Here is a 19,406-nt window from a genome sequence, read left to right on the forward strand (position 1 = left end):
CCATGCGAATCCTGTGGACGCTCCCCTATCTGCCCTGGCCCACCACCAGTGGCGGCAAAACCCGGGAATACCATTTGCTGCGCAACCTGGCAGCACGTGGTCATCGCATCACGCTGCTGGTGCAGTCCAAGAACCCGCTGGACGACGATGCCCGCGCGGCACTGGAGCCTTGGCTGGAACGCCTGATCGTGATCGATCGACGCCCGTTGCTCAGCTTGCGTACCCTGCTGGCCGTGGCGTTTGCCCCGCCACCGATGCTGGCCAGCGTGAACGGCTACGCACCGCAACTGGAAAAGGCCTTCGAACAGTTGCTGGAGGAAGACTGGGACATTATTCAGTTGCAGCACACTTATGCCTTTCAGCCCTTCGAGCATGCGCTCAAGCGCTCCGGCAAACCCTTCGTGCTGACCGAGCACAATGTCGAATCGGACCTGGGTGCCGCCAGCTATGACCGTCTGCCACGCTGGGCCAATGCCTTCGCGGTCTATGACCGCTGGCGCTACCGGCGCTGGGAAACCCGCGTGTTTCGCCAGACCGGTGAGCTGATCGCGGTCACCGAGGACGATGCCAAGGCGCTTTCGCGTCTCAGCGGCAGGGCGACGTCCTATGTCGTCAACAGTGTCGACTGCGATTACTACGCCAGCGTCCACGCGGACCGTCACAGCCATCGCCTGCTGTTCATCGGCAACTATGAATACGGCCCCAATGTCGACGCCATCGAATGGGCGCTGGACGAGATCATGCCAAAGGTCTGGGCCCTGGCACCCCATGTGCGTTTTGCCATCGGCGGCTTCGGCATGCCGCCCGCCTGGCGCGAGCGCTGGTCTGACCCGCGCATTGAATGGCTGGGTTATGTAGCTGACCTGCGTGCCTTGCAGGCCACTGCCTCGATGTTCTTCGCACCCCTGCGCCAGGGCGGCGGCTCCAAGCTCAAGACCCTGGAAGCCATGGCCGCCGGCCTGCCAGTGGTGACCACCGCACAGGGTGTTTCCGGACTGGCGGTGCGGCATGGCGAACATTACCTGGGCAGCGAGGATGCGTCAGGGCTGGCGACACTGATCGCCGAATACACCGACAAACCACTGCAGCTTGAGCAGATTGGCGAAGCCGGCCGCATTTATGTTCGCGCCCGGCATGACTGGTCCGTTTCCGCCGCTCAGCTGGAAGTGATTTACACCCGCTTTTCGTTCTCCAAGCAAGGATTGCGCTCATGCGTATAGGACTCGACTACCGCGCCGCAGCCGGTTACCCCACCAGCGGCATCGGACGCCAGAACCTGGCACTGGAACGGGCATTCCGTGAACACCCGGACGTGCAATTGCAGCTGTTCGGCGTGGCCCCCTACGATCATCCGGTACGCCGCCTGATGCATGCCCCGCGCTGGGCTGCCCCATTGAATTCAGTTCATCGGCTGCCGGATCGCCTGCGCTTCGAAGGCCAGTTCCTGCCTGCAGCCCTGCGCGATGCCGGCATTCAGATCTACATGGCCAATATCAACATGGGCCTGCCGCTGGGGCGCAAGCCGGCCGATATGCGTTACGTACTGCAACTGCACGATCTGTTTCAGCTCACGCAGCACAACAGTCACGGTTCGCGACTGAAAGCCAGGATCTACCGGATGACCGACTACCTGTCGATTGCCTGGTCGCTGAAGGTTGCCGACCAGATCTGGGTGCCTTCGCAATTCACTGCAAACGAGGCTGCACGGATGTTCCCCAGGATCAAAGCCAAGCTGCGCGTCATACCGCTGTTGGTGGAAGCCTTCAAGGGTGAGCCGGCCGACATCGCGCAACTGCGCCTGCCGCTGCGTTACTGGCTGTGCGTGGGCACGCGCGAACCGCGCAAGAACATCAAATGGTTCGTGGATGCCTGGCAGACCGCGCGCATGCAATTCGTCGATACCCCGGAACTGGTGCTGGTCGGTGGCGATGATCCGCTGACCGAAGCGCAGCGCCAGTTACCGGGTCTGCATGTGCTCAGCGGCCTGAGCGACGCCGAACTGCACGCCGTCTACAAAAATGCCGAACGGCTCTGGCAACCCTCCAAAAGTGAAGGTTTCGGGCTGCCGGTGATTGAAGCACTGAACAGCGGCACACCGGTTGCAGTGGCCTCGGGCTCCTCGCTGGACGAAGTCGCACCGCCCGACAGTCCACGCTTTTCGCCGGTCGACAGCGGTAACCTGATCAGGTTGATGGGGACCCTGTCGCAGGCGCCTGAAGAGGATCCGGCGATTGCCACAGACTGGACGCAGCGCTACCAGTTGAAAGCCTTTTGCGAACGCGTGCACGTGGCGCTGGAGGAATTGCGCTGATGCCATTGGCCTTGCCCTTGGGGCTGCTGTTCAGCCTGCTGTTCGGCGTAATGATCTGGATGCTGCCGGCGCCCTTCGTGGTAGCGGCGGCAATCGGTATCGTGGCGGTTGCCACGATCATCCGCCGGCCGGTACGCGGGCTGCTGCTGTTCTGCCTGATCGGAACCTTCCTGCCCTACTCGACGATTCAGATCGGCATTCGCACCACGGTCTCCGAAGCGCTGATCATGCTGACCTGGGCCAGCTATCTGCTGCATGCAGTCTTTCAGGAACGCCACCGTGTGCCCCATATGCTGCGCCCCGAACGGCTGCTGGTGGCGTTGATGCTGTTCAGTGCGTTTCCGTTTCTGGTCGGCCAGTTGACCGTCATCGCCGAGGGCAACGGCCCGATCAACTGGATCCGCTGGCTGTTCAACCTGTCGATCCTGTTTCTGGTGCCCCGTCTGCTGACCGACCTCAAAACGCTGGAAAACGCAGTCATCGCGCTGCTCGGCGGGACGCTGTTGTTGCTGGTGCTGTCGATCGGTGTCTACGTCACCAAAGGCTCGGCCACTGCAATCATTCCGATCCTCGGCAGCCTGGGCTACAGCGGTGCCGACGTGTTGAGCGAGAGCCTGCTTTCGTTCGCCAGCCGCATGGGTTCGCCGTGGATGCACCCCAACGTTGCGGGGGGTGCGCTGGCGATGCTACTGCCGCTGGCCTTCTGCTTCGGCATGACGCGCAGCGGCACGGCCCGCAGGCTGGGCCTTGCGGTAGCGGCCCTTGGCGTGGTCGGCCTGTTGCTGACCGGCTCACGCGGCGCGCTGTTGAGCCTGATCGCAGTGATGCTGCTGATGGCCCGGCGACGCATTCCGCATCTGGGACGGCTGTTGATGGGTGGCATGGTGGCCGGCATTCTTCTGCTGATGTTCTACCCGCCCCTGCAAGACCGGCTGATGGGGCTGTTCAGCAATGACGATGCCAGTACCGCGATTCGCTTCCTGGAATACGGCCATTTCCCCGACGCAGTGGCCACCTTCCCGTTCGGCATCGGTTTCAAGACCGACCCACCGGTGCTGGGCTACACAGAATTCGGCATTTCCAACCTGTGGCTGAACTTCATCTACAAGATCGGCATACCCGGCATGCTGCTGTTCATCGCTATCACCCTCAGTTGGTGGAAGGAAGTGCGTCCCGGAAGCGGCCGGGTCGTGCTGACTCGCGAAAACGCCATTGCGCTGGGCTGCACCACCGGTGTACTGGCTGCGTTGTTCAGCGGTCTGTTCGACCATTACTTCAGCTTCACCAGTGTGCTGGTTGCGTTGTTCTGGCTCTTGCTCGGCATCAGCCTGCACGAAACCAGACGCCTGCGCGCCAGGCCCGACATGACATCCAGACACCTTGACGCCTCACCCGAGCCGGGAGCCTCCTCATGAAACACCGCATGCTGCATTCTCATAATCTCAGAGAGGCACTGCCCGATTACGCGCGCAAGATGGCGGTGCCGCTCGAAGAGCTGGAAGCCGCCTATCAGTGGATGCTGGACAACGAAGTGTGCTTTGAAACGCGGATCAAGGAACGCACCCTGTCGTTCATCTGCTACCTGAATATCGAGCCGAGAATCGAACACCCGCTGGCGCGACGCTTCTACAAGCTGCTGGCCAGCGAAACCAAAGGCGCGCTTATTCCGCTGTACGGGATCAACTGGCCGACCCTGCGCGACCGCATGTTGCGGACCTGGGAGCAGGCTTACAACATCCTCATCTGCAAGATCCCCAGCCACACCCTGCGCCTGCTGTGGTTGCGCATCGGCGGCGCGAAGATCGGCAAGGGCTCGACGGTCTGGCGCAATACCGAGGTGCTCGGCGTCGACAGCCTGCGCATCGGCAATGACTGCACGGTGGGCTGGCACTGCCAACTCGACGCACGCGGTGGGCTGGTGATCGGCGATCACGTCACCATCGCTTCACATGTGCTGATCATCGCCGGTGGACACGATCTCAACGAACCTGAATTCTGGGCGGTAGGCGGACCGGTGTTCATCGGCGACTACGCGTGGATCTGCAGCCGCGCGCTGCTCTCGTTCGGCGCCGACATCGGCGAAGGTGCCGTGGTGGGCGGTAACAGCGTGGTCTCCAAACCGGTTCCGCCCTACGCCATCGTCAGTGGCCCGAACGCAGAGATCAAGGGCGAGCGCGCTCGCGGCCTCAAGTACAAAGTGGGCGGCAAAGGCCTGTTCACCTTGTTTCACTGATCAGAAGCACAGACGATGCTGGGTTCGACACTGTGGCTGACACTGGCCACCCTTACTGGTCTGGCTGCCGGATTTGCCCGCGAATGGCTGCTGGTGGCCGCCTGGGGTGCCGGAGGTCAGAGCGACGCGTTTCTGGTTTCGATGTTCCTCCCCGAGGCGCTGCGCATGTCACTGGCCGCGGGCTTGCTCAGCGCCGCTGCCCTGCCCCTTTATCAGCAGCGCAGCGTTGAACGGCAACAGCGCTGGCTGGGAGGCATGGCACCGCGTCTGTTGCTGACCGGGCTGGCAGTTAGCGTCATTCTGCTGTTGAGCGCAGAGGGACTGGTGCGGCTGATCGGTCCGGGGCTGGACGCCGATGGCTACGCGCAGGCTGCCAGTGGCTTGCGCTGGCTGGCATGGTGCGCTCCGGGGTTCATGCTGCATGCGCTGTTTTGCGTACCGCTACAGGCTCGCTCGCGCTTCGTGCTGGCCGGGCTCGGCTCGCTGCTGTTCAACCTGCCGCCGGTCATCTACCTCGCCACATTCAGCCATGCCTCGACGTCGACCGGGCTGGCCAGCGCGTGCGTGCTGGGTAGCGTGCTGATGCCGGGTGTGTTGTTGCCTGCCTTGTATCGTTCGGGCTGGCGGCCCTGGCAGTGGCAATCGGAAGCCGGCGCAATGCGTGAGCTGTTACAGCGTATCGGCCCGCTGCTGAGCAGCAACCTGGCCAGCCAGGGGCTTGCCCTGCTGGAGCGCATGGTGGCTTCGCTGCTCGGCGAAGGCGCGGTGACCTGGGTCAACCTGGCGCGCAAACTGATCAACCTGCCGTTGATTGCCTTGATGAGCCTGAATCAGGTGCTGCTCGGCCTGATGAGCGGCAGTGCCGGCGATCAGCGCCTGTCGTTGCTCAAGCGCGGGCTGGGCAGCGCGACCTTGCTGACCTTGCCGGCAGTGGCCGGTCTGATCGGTGCAGCCGGGGCGCTGGTGGCCCTGCTGCTGCCCAACCAGACCCAGGGCGGGCCGCTGCCGGAACTGCTCGCCTGGTTTGCCGTGCCGCTGATGTTCGGTGCCTGGAATGCCTTGCTGGCGCGCTATGCCTACGCCGCTGGCGACACGCGCCTGCCGCTCAACTGCGAGCTAGTGGGCAGCCTGTGCAATGCACTGCTGCTCGGCGCACTGCCCTTTGCCTTCGGCCTGACCGGCATTGCCCTCGCCGCGCTGGGCGGCGCGCTGGTCACCGGCGTGCTGCTGATGCGTCGCCAGTCGTTGCTGCATGTCTTGCCGTGGCGTAGCCACTGGTTACTGGCCAGCCTGCTGATGACTATCGCCGCCCTGTTGCTGCATCCATTGCACGACACCTGGCTGCAACTGGGCCTGAGCTGTGTTTACGGCGCGCTGCTGCTGGTCGGGCTGGCGTTGTGGCTCAAGCCATGGCGCAACGTGTCAGCCTGATCGGCAGCCTGGCGGCAGGCCTCCCTGAAGCGCTCCAGGCTCGGCGAGATGAACTTGTCGCGATGCCTGATCATGAAGAACCGGCGATTGAGCGGCGGCAACGGGCTGGCGAGCGTGCGCAACTGCCCGCTCGCCAGCAGGTCGGCGACCACACGACGGGACAGGCAACTGATGCCAATGCCTTGCGCGAGGGTGCGCATGATCGCTTCCGAACTGCCTACCTGACGCATGTCCTGCAGGTCATGCAAATGCCTGAGCAGCAAGTGTTCGACTTCTTCGCGCGTCCCCGAACCCTGCTCACGCAGTAGCCACTCCGCGCCCTGCAGTTCGCCCAGTGACACGTATTCCTGCCCGGCCAGCGGATGGGCGCAGCCGGCGACGATGACCATTTCATCGACCAGCCACGGCTCGGCGATCAACTCCGGCAGATGACAGGGTGCCTCGATGAGCCCCATGTCTATTTCAAACTGCGCAACCTTGCGCGCGATCAGCGCGCTGTTGCCGATGTCCACATCGATTCGCAGTTGAGGCGTCGAGCTGCGCAATGCTCCGACGATCTGTGGCACGACGTAATTGCCGATGGTGCTGCTACTGCCGATGCGCAGCCGAGCCTTCAACGCCGCGTCAGGCAATAGAAAGCTGTCCTCGATCTGCTGGGCGTTTTCCAGCATTTTCATGGCACGCGGCAGCAACGTCTGGCCGCTGTCATTCAGAACCAGGCGTTTGCCAACCCGATCAAACAAACGCGTACCCAGCGCGCTTTCAAGCTCGTTCAATGCCGCGCTGGTGGCTGATTGGGACAGTGCTAAAGCGCTGCCTGCGCTGGTGGTGCTGCCACAGCGGGTGATCGCGCAAAAAATCTGTAATTGCCGCAGGTTGATTCTCAAAGCCGTCTCTCGCGCCGGGTAGACCTACCTGAAAAACAGGTAACGATGAGAGAGATTACCCATTTAGAAGATTGACTGTCGATCTGTAGACTGATGGCACATCCCGAAATCACCCGCAGGAGACTGCCATGAGCAGACTCGCAATCCTAATCAAGGGCAACGCCCCCTTCACAGCGCTGAACAGCCCGCTGGAGGCGATTCGGCAATTCACCCCCAACTGGTTCGCCGTGACCATGGGCACCGGCATTCTGTCGCTGGCGCTGGCGCAGCTGCCGGGCAGCCCTGCCCCGCTGCGTGCGTTGGGCGAAGCGCTGTGGTTCCTGAACATCGCCCTGTTCACGCTGTTCAGCGTGATGTACGCCAGCCGCTGGTTGCTGTTTTTCCATGAGGCGCGTCAGGTCTTCGGGCACTCCACCGTGTCGATGTTCTTCGGCACCATTCCCATGGGCCTGGCCACCCTCATCAATGGCCTGCTGGTGTTCGGCCCGGCGCGCTGGGGCAGTGCCATTGTTCCGGTTGCCGAAGCCTTGTGGTGGCTGGACGTGGCGATGGCCCTGGCGTGTGGGGTGCTGATCCCTTTCATGATGTTCACCCGTCAGGAGCACAGCATCGAGAAGATGACCGCGGTCTGGCTGTTACCGGTGGTGGCGGCCGAAGTTGCAGCGGCCTGTGGGGGATCGCTGACAACGCATCTTGCGACCGCTGACTCGCAGTTCACCGTGCTGATCACCAGCTACGTACTCTGGGCCTACTCGGTGCCCGTGGCGTTGAGCATTCTGGTGATTCTGCTGTTGCGCCTGGCGTTGCACAAACTGCCCCACGAAAGCATGGCCGCCTCCAGCTGGCTGGCACTCGGGCCCATCGGTACAGGCGCACTGGGCATGCTGGTGATGGGCAGCGACGCCCCGGCCATCTTCGCCGCCCACGGCCTCGCATCCATCGGCACGGTAGCAGCAGGCATCGGTGTGGTGGTCGGTATGCTGTTCTGGGGGCTGGGTCTGTGGTGGATGGCGCTGGCCGTGCTGATTACGGCGCGCTACGTGAAACAGGGCATCGGCTTCAACCTGGGCTGGTGGGCGTTCACCTTCCCGCTCGGCGTGTATGCAGTGGCGACGCTCAAACTCGGCGCTACCCTGCATCTGGGCTTCTTCGATGTGTTTGGCACGTGGCTCGTTGCGCTGCTGGCACTGATGTGGTCGGTCGTGGCGGTACGTACTCTGGCCGGCGCCTACCGGGGTTACCTGTTCGTCTCGCCCTGCATCGCAGCACAAGGGTGCGTCCGCCGGTAAGTTTCCTTGAACTTACTTCTACGACGAGACGCCTGAGAGAAATATCTTCATGACAGAGAGCTCTCATGCCTGACTCAGCAGTGTCCGCCAGCCATTTTTCCGGCAACCACGCCGCTCGCGATGAAAACATCGTCATCAACTCCTACACCACCGTGCTGCGCAAGACGGGTGTTCCCCATGAACTGTTCGCGACTTACTGGCGCGACGTTCATGGCCCGCTGTGCGCCAGGCTTGAGGGCCTGGGATGGTATGTTCAGCATCACTTGACGCGCGAAAAGGATGGCCACCTGTGGCCGGTCATCGAGGGCGTCACGGCCTTGCCAGGCTACGTGCTGGATGGTGGTGTGGAGATCGGCTTTCTGTCCGCCGAAGCGCAGAAACAATTCAAGGATGCCAGCGCCCTGCTGTTCTCCGACGAGCAGAATATGTTCGAAGAAACCATCGCCTACGACGTACCGGATGGCTCCAGCACCCTGGTGGATCGCCTGCCTGACCCGATCCCCAACGAAACCGCCACACTGGACAAGATGCATCTGCACTTTCATCTCGCCGGCGATGATCTACCCGCAGCCCGCAAAGCCATTGAGCAGCTCGCCCGTGACATGGCCGGTTCCGAGGCTGTGCTGAAACTGCGCCTGCACCTTGCGCAACCCTACGATAACGCCAAGCCTGCGCCGCCTGCGCCGGACGTTAATCATGAGGTCGAAGAGTCGCGCCTGAATATCGTCATGATGGAGTTGGTGTTCGAATCGGCCTGGACGCGCAGAACCTATTACGCCAGCGAGCATTTCAAGACGATCACCCAAGGCATCAGCCAGCATGTTCGCTACATCACGCCGTTCGGTGTCAGCGGCGTCTACACCTACGTGCGCGATGCGCTGATGACCACTGCAGGTGTGCGCGGCAGCAGGCAGGCCGAACTGATCCGTCAGTTGGGTGCGATCAACCAGACCCGGCCCGAGATCGAAAGCCTGTTTGGTGCGCCATCGACGTTTTGAAGCGTCTGCTTTAACCGGCACGATTCGGAATCGTGCTTTACTCAGCAAAATGGATTTGAGTGACGCCTGTGAAAGCTCTGACGACTCGTGAGGTGTATCAGCAACTGCGGGATGCTGCGATGGGTACTCGGTCGCTGAAGCTTATCGGCACATCCTCCGGCTTCGGGCTGCAACAGGTCGAGATTGACGGCTGGTTGCTGACGCTGGAAGTCACCGAGGGCAGCCCGACCCGCTGTCGGGCATGTCGCTGTCCGCTGGGTCGGGAAGGCTCGTTTGAAAGCTGGCTGCGCACTGATCCGGTGAGTTTGCTCAGCGGTTGGGAGCATGCGCAGATCGAGCGGTTGCTGGGTGAGGCGGCAGCCGAGCGGCTTGGGCTCGATCAGGTTCGGGGGCAGTCACCTGAATCTCGATGACCGGTGATTAACGTGCCTGGCTATACTCGGCGAGGCACCTCTCGTTCCTCATCGTCCGCGCTCATCGTCATACACAAGTCTGCTTTTGATGCTGGCCGGAGGCCGTGGGAGCAAACTTGTTCACGAAGGGGGCTGTGGTATCGGGTGGATTCAGCTTCGACTCGGATTCTCGTTCCTCACGCTCCGCGTGGGAATGCAGTTCGTGACGCTCTGCGTCACACAGCAGTTTTTCTTTGTCAGGTGGATTGAGGTTTGACTCAGGTCACCTTTTCGCCCTCGGCGACTCACTTTGAGGGACCAACGTGAGCAACGTCCCCGCTCCTGCTTGCGGCCCGACTTCGTTGGGTTCCTTCGCCCTGTCACTGACGTCGCACTCTGCGCCGTCAGTGCCATCGTGGTTAAAAGCGCTTTGCCTGGACTCTGCCCATTGCTGAATCGTTTAACTCGGCGTTAAATAGCTGTTCAGACGGTATGCAACACCATAATTCCAATAATTACAGAAGGACCATCACCATGAAATCCCTTCCTCTGCTCGTAGGCCTCGGCGCTCTTACAGCCGCTTCCAGTGTGTTTGCCTGGGATTATGTGCTGCTCGACACCGACAAGGCTGCGCAGAATCAGCAGATCACCAGTCAGCAGCTGGGCGTGAAGACCGACAAGCCGTTCACTGTCACGATGCGTACGCTGCATGGCGGTCGTCAGGAAGGCGTGAGCATTATCGATATCGATAATGGCACGATGAAGCTGTCAGTCGTCCCGACCCGTGGCATGAACGTGCTGCAGGCATCAGTCGGCGATGTGCGCATGGGCTGGGATTCTCCGGTCAAGGACGTGGTCAATCCGGCCTTCATCGAGCTCAATGGCCGCGGCGGCCTGGGCTGGCTGGAAGGTTTCAACGAGTTAGTGACCCGCTGCGGCTATGAGTGGGTGGGCCACCCAGGCATGGACAACGGCGAGCTGCTGACCCTGCACGGCCGTGCGGCCAACATTCCGGCGAGCAAGGTGACACTGCAGATCGACGAAAAACCGCCCTACGCGATCCGTCTCAAGGGTGAATTGAAGGAGCAGGCGTTCAAGAAGGTCGACTTCTCGGTGCAGACCGAACTGGTCACGGAGCCAGGCAGCACGAGCTTTTCGCTCAACGATACGCTGACCAACAATGGCGACTATCCGAAAGAATACCAGGCGCTGTACCACAGCAACTTCAGCACGCCGTTCCTCGAACAGGGGGCGCGTTTCGAAGCGCCGGTCAAGCAGGTCTCGCCGTTCAATGAAAAAGCCAAGGGTGACCTGGGCGACTGGCAGACCTACCGCGCACCGACGCCGGATTACGACGAGACGGTCTACAACATCGTGCCCTACGGCGATGCCAAGGGTGACACGCTGACCGTGCTGCACAACAAGGCTGGCAGCCTGGGCGTGTCGGTCGGTTTCAATACCAAGCAGTTGCCGGTGTTCTCGCTGTGGAAAAACACCGACACCAAAGGCCAGGGCTACGTCACCGGACTGGAACCGGGGACCAGCTTCTCCTACAACCGCCGCTTCCAGCGACCGCTGAATCTGGTGCCAACCATTGCGCCGAAAGAGCAACGCCAGTTCCAGATCAGCTACAGTCTGCTGGCTGACAAAGGTGCTGTCGACAAAGCCCTTGGGCAGGTCAAGCACATTCAGGACGGTCGCGAGACCGAAGTGCGCAAAGAACCGCTGGTGGATCTGACCAAGGAGCAATGATCCTCATCCGACGTTTTTAAACGCAGCGGTGAAACAGGGCCGGATGTCGACGCACGTCATTGTGTCGACATCCGGCCCTGCTCGTTTCGGTGGTAAAAAATTCTCACAACACTTGAGGTTTTTGCCTGTCTACACCCTCTCACCCCTTCGAAGACGAGCATGCACATGAAAATCCTGATGGTTTTGACATCCCATGACCAACTGGGCGACACCGGCAAGAAAACCGGTTTCTGGCTCGAAGAGTTCGTCGCGCCGTATTACGCGTTCAAAGAGGCCGGCGCCGACGTTACGCTGGTCTCTCCGAAAGGCGGTCAACCACCGCTGGACCCGAAAAGCGATGAGCCTGACGCTCAGACCGACGACACCAAGCGCTTCTCCAAAGATGCCGATGCGCAAAAAGCGCTCGCCAATACGGGCCTTCTGTCTGGCGTCAATGCGGCCGATTTCGATGCCGTGTTCTACCCGGGCGGTCACGGCCCGCTGTGGGACCTGGCTGAAGACAAGGACTCCATCGCGCTGATCGAGGCCTTTGCCAAGGCAGACAAGCCGCATGGAATGGTCTGCCACGCACCTGGCGTATTGCGTCACGTAAAAGCGCCGGACGGTCAGCCACTGGTCAAGGACCGCCGTGTCACAGGCTTCACCAACAGTGAAGAAGAAGCGGTCGGCCTGACCAACGTCGTGCCTTTTCTGGTCGAAGACACGCTCAAGCAACTGGGCGGTGACTATTCCAAGGGCGACGACTGGGGCGTCTACGTGCTGACCGATGGCAAGCTGGTAACTGGCCAGAACCCGGCCAGCTCTGCGCAGGCGGCCAAAGACTTGATCACTCTGTTGAGCTGATTGATGTGCGCGGTTCAGCGTCCGACGCTAACAGCACCGGGCAATGAACCGCGCGTCATTTAAATCGAATCTTGCACCCGCCACACTGACCAATAACCACACCCCCCTACAAAAAGGAATACGGTCATGGCAGATGAATCCAAACGCGAAGACCTCGATCACAAACCGGAAAACGCCGGCAAGGTGGGCGAGAAGAACAAACAGCTCAATCAGCAGGGCGAACAGGCCCGACCTGCCACCTCACCCGACCCGCAGAAAGACAAGTCAGGCAACTGACAACCCGTCAGAGCAAGCCTCGTTCGGCACACACCTTCACGACTTGTTCACGCAGCCAGCCGCTGGCTTCATCTCGATCCCCCTGGGCGCTCCACAGCATGTCCAGGCTGAAGCCAGGCAGGTCAGGTGGCAGTTCGAATACGGAAATCCACGGTTCATTACCCAGCAGCGTCTGAATACGCCGTGGCAGAACCAGCATGAAATCAGTGCCTTCCAGCAATTGCAAGGCCGCCCGATAGCTGTTGGCCCGCGCGACAATGTTGCGCTCCAGACCCTGTCGCTGCAGCCAGCCATCCACCATGTTGGTGTCGGACGTCCACGGCGTCGGGTAGACATGACGATGCTGGACGAAGGTTTGAATGTCGATCAGGGCGCTGAGCGGCGCGAACCTGGAGTCCATGACGCAAACCAGATCATCCTCCATCAACACCTGCGAAATCAGACTGTCCGGGACTCGGTGAAAGCCAGGCCCGAAGCACAGGGCGAGGTCAAAACGACCATCGTTCAACTGCTCGGCAGGCAACTGCTTCTCAAGTTTTTGCACATTGACCGTCACCGAGAAACCAGCGGCAGCGAAGTCACGCATCAAATGCGGCAATACCAGCAGCTCGAAATACTCCGGCGCACAGACCGTGAAGGTCGTTTGTGTGCGAGTCGGGTCGAACAGATCGAGGCCGTCATGGCACAGATTGACCGAGCGGAGAATCTGCTGCACATGGTCGTGCATGGCCAATGCCTTGCGGGTCGGGCGCATGCCGTTGCGGGTGCAGATGAAAAGGTCGTCCTCGAAGTTCGCCCGCAGCTTTTTCAGGCAGTAACTGACCGTCGACTGGCTGACATGCAACGCTTCCGCGACCAGGGTCAGGTTGCGCTGCTCATACACCGAGACAAAGACCATCAGGTCCTGCATGTCCAGCTTTCTCAGGGCATTACTGTTAAGCATCAAGGTATCTCGCTGGCGCTGTGACCAGGCGGTCAGGTCAACGCGCACAAGATAGCATCAAAATGCGATCATGCCGCCTATCTGCCAGTGATGACAGGTTCGCCGAGTGCGTCGCGCAGATGATCAGCATAACGCCGGGGGTCGAGTCGCACCACCATCAACAGCATGATCGCGACCAACGCCATCAGTGAACACCATGCACCCGCAAAGCTGCCCGTCATGTCACGAATCACTCCGGCAAGCAGCGGCGACAGGCTGGCGATCAGATAACCCACGCCCTGCACGAATGCCGTCAGGCTGCCCGCCTGCTGTGGGTCATCGAAATGATCCATGGACACGATCAGGCTCATCGGAAAAAGACCGCCAATCCCCAACCCCAGCAGGCATGCCCACAGCAGTCCCAACTGCTGCGGCATCAGAATCAGCCCGGCAAAGCCGGTCATCATCAACAGCAGCAGCACAACCAGCGCCACGCGCTTATCGCGACTGCGGTTGGCCAGCACCGGCACCAGCAGACCCGATACGACCTCCATCAGGGTCAGAAAACCCAGCAGCAGCCCTGCACTCTGCTCACTCCAGCCGTTCTCCAAATAATACGGGGCCAGCCAGGCCAACACGCAGGTATAGGACGCAGTGCCGAGGCCGAAGAACCCCCCCAGCATCCAGGCCCGAGGCGTGTGGAAGAAAGTCTGCCGGAGCCCTGCAGTGGTTGACGCATCGGAGCGCAATACGCGCCGCTGGGCAAACCAGAAGCACATTGCCAGAAGAGCCAGTAGTGACCAGACCGCCAGGCCGAAGCGCCAACTGCCACTGCTACCCATCACCACGGGGCTGAATGAAGCGGCCAGCGCGGCTCCGCCCATGATCGCAGTCACATACAAGCCCATGCACAAGGAGACATTGGCTTTGAAGCGCGATTTGATCAACGCGGGCATCAGCGCCTGAATCAAGGCAATACCCAGCCCTGCCAACACGGCGCTGAAAATCAGTTCGGCAGCAGAATCCAGAAACAGACGCGCCAGGGTTGCCAGACCGGTAAGCGCCAGTGAAAGCATGATGCTGCGATACGACCCCAGGTAGCGAGTGATGCCCATGCCGAAAAACATTGCCAGTCCCATGGCCATGACCGGCAGCATGGTCAGCAACGACGCCGTCGCGAAACCCAGTGGGACGTCCAGCCGAATCGCCACCAACAATGGACCGACAGCGGCCATCGACGGACGCAAGTTGAGCGCCACCAGTATGACACTGATCATTAACCCCATATTCTGAACCACCGAGCCACGCATCTGCATACCTTCACCCTCCCTGTCGAGGGTCACGATTAGGCCGGGCGTGTGCTCAGGTGACAAATCAAAATCTGGGCCCTGCTATTTAAAAATCAGTTCATCGTTACCAGAGTTGGTTTTCAGGCGTTCTGACGACGGCAGTTGCAGGGTTCTGCGCCCTCCGTCTGTGCGGTTTCAGACTCAACCACCTCATCCACGCCCAACCACCAGGTCAGACCCCGACACGGGTACTGCACATAAAACGGCTGGCCCATCATCGGCGTGGTGATCGAGACATTCTGCTCCCAGGCCAGGGCCAGAATGCGATCGAACGGCTCGTGCCAGGCATGCATCGACAGGTCGAAGGTGCCGTTGTGGATCGGCAGCAACCAGCGACCGCGCAGGTCCAGATGCGCCTGCAGCGTCTGCTCGGGCTGCATGTGCACATCAGGCCACTCGACGTTGTAGGCGCCGGTTTCCATCAGGGTCAGGTCAAACGGCCCATATTGCTCGCCGATGGTCTTGAAGCCATCGAAGTAACCGCTGTCGCCACTGAAGAAAATCCGCTGATCGCTATCGATCATCACCCAGGACGCCCACAGCGTGCGGTTGCTGTCGAGCAGCGTACGCCCCGAGAAATGTTGCGAAGGCGTGGCGACGAACTCGATGCCCGCCACTTCGGTGGACTGCCACCAGTCCAGCTGACGCACCTTGTGCGCAGGCACGCCCCATTCGATCAACGTATCACCCACGCCAAGCGGTGCCAGAAAGTGCTCGGTCTTGTCGGTCAGCGCCTTGATAGCCATACGATCCAGGTGGTCGTAATGGTTGTGCGAAAGAATCACCGCCTTGATCGGCGGCAACTCTTCGAGGCTGATCGGCGGCTGATGAAAGCGCTGCGGGCCCGCCCACTGCACGGGCGAGGCACGTTCGGCAAACACGGGGTCGGTAAGCCAGAACTGATCGCGCAGTTTGAGCAGAACGGTCGAATGCCCCAGGCGATACACCGTGTTGTTCGGTGCCGCCAGCAATTGCTGACGCGACAGCGGCTGTACCGGAATTTCGCCTGCCGGGCGTGTGTCCTTGGGTTTGTTGAACGCCTGATCCCAGAAAATACCGAGCGTGCGAAGCAGACTCGACGGCTTCATGGTGGCGTGATTGCGGTATCGCCCTTCGTGACGGGACAAGACAGGCAGTGTAGAAGAGTCCTTTTTCTGATGTGTCGAGGCCATGGTTCGCTGACTCCTGGGGGCAGGTTGAGGCTCCAGCCGTGCATACTTCGTACGTGATCCTGTTGCAGGATGTCCGAGGGAAAATATGTAACAGTGTTTTACACTACACGGTGTAGTTTTAAGCTTGCATGATCCTCGGTGACAAGTAAACTGCTGAGTGTAATTTTCTCTAAACGCACGTTTGAAGCGAACCTATGACCGAACCCATGCGCCTCACCGATCAGAAACGCGAATCCATCGTCCAGGCGGCTATCGCCGAATTCGGCGATCGTGGCTTCGAGATCACCAGCATGGACCGGATCGCCGCGCGGGCCGAGGTTTCCAAACGTACGGTGTATAACCACTTCCCCAGCAAGGAAGAACTGTTCGCCGAGATGCTGCAGCGCCTCTGGAGCTGCGCCCCGCCGCAGGCCGAAGTGGTTTTTCATCCGCAAATCGGCTTGCGCGAGCAGTTACGGGAATTGCTCTGGGGCAAGATGCGCAACCTGACCAACAGCCATTTTCTCGACCTGGCCCGCGTGGTGGTCGGCGCGACCATTCACTCCCCCGAGCGGGCTCAGGTGTGGATGGCGCGTATCAATGAGCGAGAAGAAACCTTCAGTGCCTGGATTCGCGCCGCGCAGAAAGACGGCCGTCTGAAACCGGTCGACCCGGCCTTTGCCGCGACGCAGATGCATGCATTGCTCAAGTCGTTCGCGTTCTGGCCGCAGGTAACGTTCAGTGCGGCCTTGCTTACCCCCGAGGAGCAGCACACGGTGGTCGAATCGACGCTGGACATGTTTCTTGGCTGGTACGAAATAACCCGCTGACGTTGCAGGAGCCGAGCACGGTATTCTCAGTCGAGCACAACGCCCCGGCACTCACCAAAGCCAATCGAGGCATACCCGTCGCGATGACAACGGGCACGCAGAATCACCTCGTCGCCACTTTGCAGGAACATCCGTACTTCGCCGTTGGGTAGGGTCACCGGTTGTTTGCCGCCGGCGGTCATCTCCAGCAGGCTGCCGTACTGACCTTCTCCGGGACCGGACAACGTACCGGTGCCGAGCAGGTCACCCGGCTGCAACCTGCAGCCGTTGACGCTGTGATGCGCGACCATCTGCGCCACTGTCCAGTACATGTTCAGCGAGTTGCTCAGACCCAGCCGGTGAGGCGCCAGCCCGTCGGCTTTCATCCGTGCAGTCAGCAGCAGCACTTCCAGCTCGATATCCAGCGCCCCACCCTGCTGATCGTGGTCATCCAGCAGATAGGCCAACGGTTGCGGATCGCCGTCCGGACGCGGCGGTTGGGCGCGACGAAACGGTTCAAGGGCTTCGGCAGTCACCACCCAGGGCGAAATCGTGGTGACGAAGCTCTTCGACAGAAATGGCCCCAGTGGCTGGTATTCCCATGCCTGTATGTCACGCGCCGACCAGTCGTTGAGCAGGCAGAACCCGGCAATGTGCTCGGCGGCCCGATCGATCCCGATGGCCTCGCCCTGGACATTTCCCGGCCCGATCCAGACCCCTAGTTCCAGTTCGTAATCGAGGCGTTGGCAGGGACCGAAAACGGGCGACTCCTGACCTGCCGCCAGGGTTTGTCCGCTGGGGCGCCGCACAGCCGTACCCGAGGGACACAAGGTCGACGCTCTGCCGTGATAGCCGATCGGCACGTATTTGTAGTTGGGCAGCAGCGGGTTGTCCGGGCGGAACAGCTTGCCGACATTCAGCGCATGATGAATACCGACGTAGAAGTCCGAGTAATCACCTACCCGAGCGGGCATGTGCAATGTGCACTCGCTCATCGGCAGCAACAAACCGGCCATACCCTGCAGCCTGTCGCGCTGCGGGCTGTCTTCATCGAGCAACTGCAACAAGGCGGTGCGCAATGCCTGGCGCGCTGCGGCACCCAGCGCAAGAAAATCATTGAGCTGGTCGCGGCTGGCAACGTCGGCAACGTCGGCGGCCTGTCCCTGAAACACCCCGGATTCTGTTGCCGCGTGCAGATCGAAAATCCTGTCGCCTATCGCCACTCCGCCACGCGGGCCGGTCTGGCCGTGACTGAACACGCCCAATGGCAGGTTCTGCAAAGGGAAATCGGCATGCCTGTTGGCAGATTCGACCCAGCTACGACGCTTGAACGCGGTATTCATCAGCGTGGCTCCCTGGTAAACGTTCTGGCCATGTCCTTCCAGCAGGCATCGTAATCGGTTTGCAGTTGCGGGCAGTCGAGCGCGTGACGACTGGGGCGCAAGACCTTGCCGGTCTCGAACATGAAGGCCATGGTGTTGTCGATCCTGTGCGGTTTCAGCTCGGCGGCAATAGCCTTTTCGGCGGTGACATTATCGGGGCCGTGCGCGCTCATGCAGTTGTGCAGCGAAGCGCCACCGGGCATGAAGCCTTCGGCCTTGGCATCGTACGCGCCGTCGATCAGGCCCATGAACTCGTTCATCAGGTTTCGGTGGAACCACGGCGGGCGGAAGGTGTTTTCCGCCACCATCCAGCGCGGCGGAAAGATCACGAAATCGATATTGGCCTGGCCGTGAATAGCCCCCGGTGAGGTCAGCACGGTGAAAATCGACGGGTCCGGATGATCGTAGCTGACCGTACCGAGGGTGTTGAAACGCCGCAGATCGTACTTGTACGGAACGTTATTGCCGTGCCAGCCCACCACGTCAAACGGTGAGTGCTCCAGTTGCGTCGACCACAGCTCACCGAGGAACTTCTGCACCAGTTGCATTGGCTGGCGACTGTCTTCGAACCAGGCGACCGGGGTCAGAAAATCACGTGCGTTGGCCAGCCCGTTGCTGCCGATCGGGCCCAGTTCCGGGAGGCGCAGGGCGCAGCCGTGATTCTCGCAGAGGTATCCGCGGGCGCTGCTATCGAGCAGGTGCACGCTGAACTTCAAACCTCGCGGCAGGACGGCGATTTCCAGGGGTTCGATGTCCAGCAGGCCCAGTTCGGTGACGATTCTGAGCCGGCCCTGCTGGGGCACCACCAGCCATTCGCCATCCGCGCTAAAGAAAGCTCGCTGCATGGAGATGTTGGCGGTGTACAGGTAAACGCTGACGCCCTCGGCCTGCTCCGCCGCCGAGGTGCTGGCGAGAGGGATGAGGCCGTCGATGAAATCGGTCGGCTCTGTCGGGATATCGAAGGCATTCCAGCGCAACCGGTTGGGGTTGATCGGCCCCTGCTCCCGACCGGCGATCTGCAGATCCATGCGCTGGTAACGCGGATGGGCTGCCGATGGGCTGATCCGATACAGCCAGGTACGTCGGGCTTCGCTGCGCGCAACCGTGAATGCGGTGCCCGAGAACTGCTCGGCATACAGGCCCAGCGGATGCTTCTGCGGCGAGTTCTGACCAATCGGCAAGGCACCAGGCAGCGCCTCGCTGCTGAACTGGTTGCCAAAGCCCGACTGATAAAGCAGTGCGTCGGAACTGGAGTGGATAGCCATCTGGACCTCTTGTTGTTGTGGGGTCGGACACAGACACGAAGAAACATCATTTAACGTAAACAGATTACGCATAACGTAATTTGAGTTTGCCAGCCGGTCAAGCTATAAAGCTGCCT

At 60.8% G+C, this 19,406-nt stretch carries 18 protein-coding genes; 12 read left to right on the forward strand and 6 right to left on the reverse strand.

What is annotated here, in order from left to right; translation table 11 throughout:
- The first annotated feature begins 2 nt into the window (after positions 1-2).
- Genes PI739_RS09570 through PI739_RS09590 form a run of 5 tightly spaced genes read left to right on the forward strand, consistent with a single transcriptional unit; the run spans position 3 to position 5,975 of the window.
- The gene (locus PI739_RS09570) at positions 3-1,220 is read left to right on the forward strand and encodes a glycosyltransferase family 4 protein (RefSeq protein WP_003436329.1); all 1,218 of its coding nucleotides are present in this window, start codon (positions 3-5) and stop codon (positions 1,218-1,220) included.
- On the forward strand, positions 1,211-2,311 hold the full coding sequence (locus PI739_RS09575; RefSeq protein ID WP_003436327.1) for a glycosyltransferase family 4 protein: 1,101 nt from the start codon (positions 1,211-1,213) through the stop codon (positions 2,309-2,311). Before PI739_RS09570 ends, PI739_RS09575 begins: the two co-directional genes overlap by 10 nt.
- Positions 2,311-3,726, forward strand: a complete 1,416-nt coding sequence (locus tag PI739_RS09580; RefSeq protein ID WP_271351780.1) for an O-antigen ligase family protein — start codon at positions 2,311-2,313, stop codon at positions 3,724-3,726. Before PI739_RS09575 ends, PI739_RS09580 begins: the two co-directional genes overlap by 1 nt.
- Positions 3,723-4,544, forward strand: a complete 822-nt coding sequence (locus PI739_RS09585) for an acyltransferase (RefSeq protein ID WP_054081615.1) — start codon at positions 3,723-3,725, stop codon at positions 4,542-4,544. Before PI739_RS09580 ends, PI739_RS09585 begins: the two co-directional genes overlap by 4 nt.
- Positions 4,545-4,559: 15 nt before the next feature.
- On the forward strand, positions 4,560-5,975 hold the full coding sequence (locus PI739_RS09590) for a lipid II flippase MurJ (RefSeq protein ID WP_054081614.1): 1,416 nt from the start codon (positions 4,560-4,562) through the stop codon (positions 5,973-5,975).
- Here PI739_RS09590 and PI739_RS09595 read toward each other — a convergent pair.
- Positions 5,909-6,862 (reverse strand): LysR family transcriptional regulator, encoded by a 954-nt coding sequence (locus PI739_RS09595; RefSeq protein ID WP_024662788.1) that lies wholly within the window; start codon positions 6,860-6,862, stop codon positions 5,909-5,911. The genes PI739_RS09590 and PI739_RS09595 overlap by 67 nt on opposite strands.
- Positions 6,863-6,990: 128 nt before the next feature.
- Between PI739_RS09595 and PI739_RS09600 the strand changes: the two genes are divergently transcribed.
- The 6 genes from PI739_RS09600 (at position 6,991) to PI739_RS09625 (ending at position 12,412) form a co-directional block, all read left to right on the forward strand.
- Positions 6,991-8,151, forward strand: coding sequence for a TDT family transporter (locus PI739_RS09600; RefSeq protein WP_054081613.1), 1,161 nt, complete (start codon positions 6,991-6,993; stop codon positions 8,149-8,151).
- Between the two features lie 65 nt (positions 8,152-8,216).
- Positions 8,217-9,149: a hypothetical protein gene (locus PI739_RS09605; RefSeq protein ID WP_054081612.1), complete on the forward strand. Its 933-nt coding sequence runs from the start codon at positions 8,217-8,219 to the stop codon at positions 9,147-9,149.
- A 68-nt stretch (positions 9,150-9,217) separates the two neighbouring features.
- On the forward strand, positions 9,218-9,562 hold the full coding sequence (locus tag PI739_RS09610) for a DUF7693 family protein (RefSeq protein ID WP_003436314.1): 345 nt from the start codon (positions 9,218-9,220) through the stop codon (positions 9,560-9,562).
- Between the two features lie 513 nt (positions 9,563-10,075).
- Positions 10,076-11,293, forward strand: a complete 1,218-nt coding sequence (locus tag PI739_RS09615; protein WP_003436312.1) for an aldose 1-epimerase family protein — start codon at positions 10,076-10,078, stop codon at positions 11,291-11,293.
- Positions 11,294-11,458: 165 nt separating this feature from the next.
- Complete coding sequence (locus PI739_RS09620; RefSeq protein ID WP_003370448.1) at positions 11,459-12,136, forward strand: type 1 glutamine amidotransferase domain-containing protein; 678 nt, start codon at positions 11,459-11,461, stop codon at positions 12,134-12,136.
- A 126-nt stretch (positions 12,137-12,262) separates the two neighbouring features.
- On the forward strand, positions 12,263-12,412 hold the full coding sequence (locus tag PI739_RS09625; RefSeq protein ID WP_002554136.1) for a hypothetical protein: 150 nt from the start codon (positions 12,263-12,265) through the stop codon (positions 12,410-12,412).
- Positions 12,413-12,419: 7 nt separating this feature from the next.
- On the opposite strand, the gene PI739_RS09630 is transcribed toward PI739_RS09625, so the two are convergent.
- The 3 genes from PI739_RS09630 to PI739_RS09640 all read right to left on the reverse strand — a co-directional run bounded on the left by PI739_RS09630 (position 12,420) and on the right by PI739_RS09640 (position 15,855).
- Positions 12,420-13,355 carry a LysR family transcriptional regulator gene (locus PI739_RS09630; protein WP_054081646.1) on the reverse strand — a complete coding sequence of 312 codons (936 nt, stop codon included), beginning with the start codon at positions 13,353-13,355 and terminating at the stop codon, positions 12,420-12,422.
- Between the two features lie 77 nt (positions 13,356-13,432).
- Positions 13,433-14,650 carry a cyanate transporter gene (locus tag PI739_RS09635; RefSeq protein ID WP_054081611.1) on the reverse strand — a complete coding sequence of 406 codons (1,218 nt, stop codon included), beginning with the start codon at positions 14,648-14,650 and terminating at the stop codon, positions 13,433-13,435.
- Positions 14,651-14,763: 113 nt separating this feature from the next.
- Positions 14,764-15,855 (reverse strand): MBL fold metallo-hydrolase, encoded by a 1,092-nt coding sequence (locus tag PI739_RS09640; RefSeq protein WP_024662288.1) that lies wholly within the window; start codon positions 15,853-15,855, stop codon positions 14,764-14,766.
- Between the two features lie 194 nt (positions 15,856-16,049).
- Here PI739_RS09640 and PI739_RS09645 point away from each other — a divergent pair, with 194 nt between their 5' ends.
- On the forward strand, positions 16,050-16,664 hold the full coding sequence (locus PI739_RS09645; RefSeq protein WP_003370440.1) for a TetR/AcrR family transcriptional regulator: 615 nt from the start codon (positions 16,050-16,052) through the stop codon (positions 16,662-16,664).
- Positions 16,665-16,690: 26 nt separating this feature from the next.
- On the opposite strand, the gene fahA is transcribed toward PI739_RS09645, so the two are convergent.
- Both fahA and hmgA read right to left on the reverse strand, forming a co-directional pair.
- Positions 16,691-17,986 (reverse strand): fumarylacetoacetase, encoded by a 1,296-nt coding sequence (fahA, locus tag PI739_RS09650; protein WP_054081610.1) that lies wholly within the window; start codon positions 17,984-17,986, stop codon positions 16,691-16,693.
- Positions 17,986-19,290 (reverse strand): homogentisate 1,2-dioxygenase, encoded by a 1,305-nt coding sequence (hmgA, locus tag PI739_RS09655; protein ID WP_054081609.1) that lies wholly within the window; start codon positions 19,288-19,290, stop codon positions 17,986-17,988. The genes fahA and hmgA overlap by 1 nt, the downstream gene beginning before the upstream one ends.
- Positions 19,291-19,406 lie beyond the last annotated feature (116 nt).

It is taken from the genome of Pseudomonas cerasi, assembly GCF_027983475.1.
GTDB lineage: Bacteria > Pseudomonadota > Gammaproteobacteria > Pseudomonadales > Pseudomonadaceae > Aquipseudomonas > Aquipseudomonas cerasi.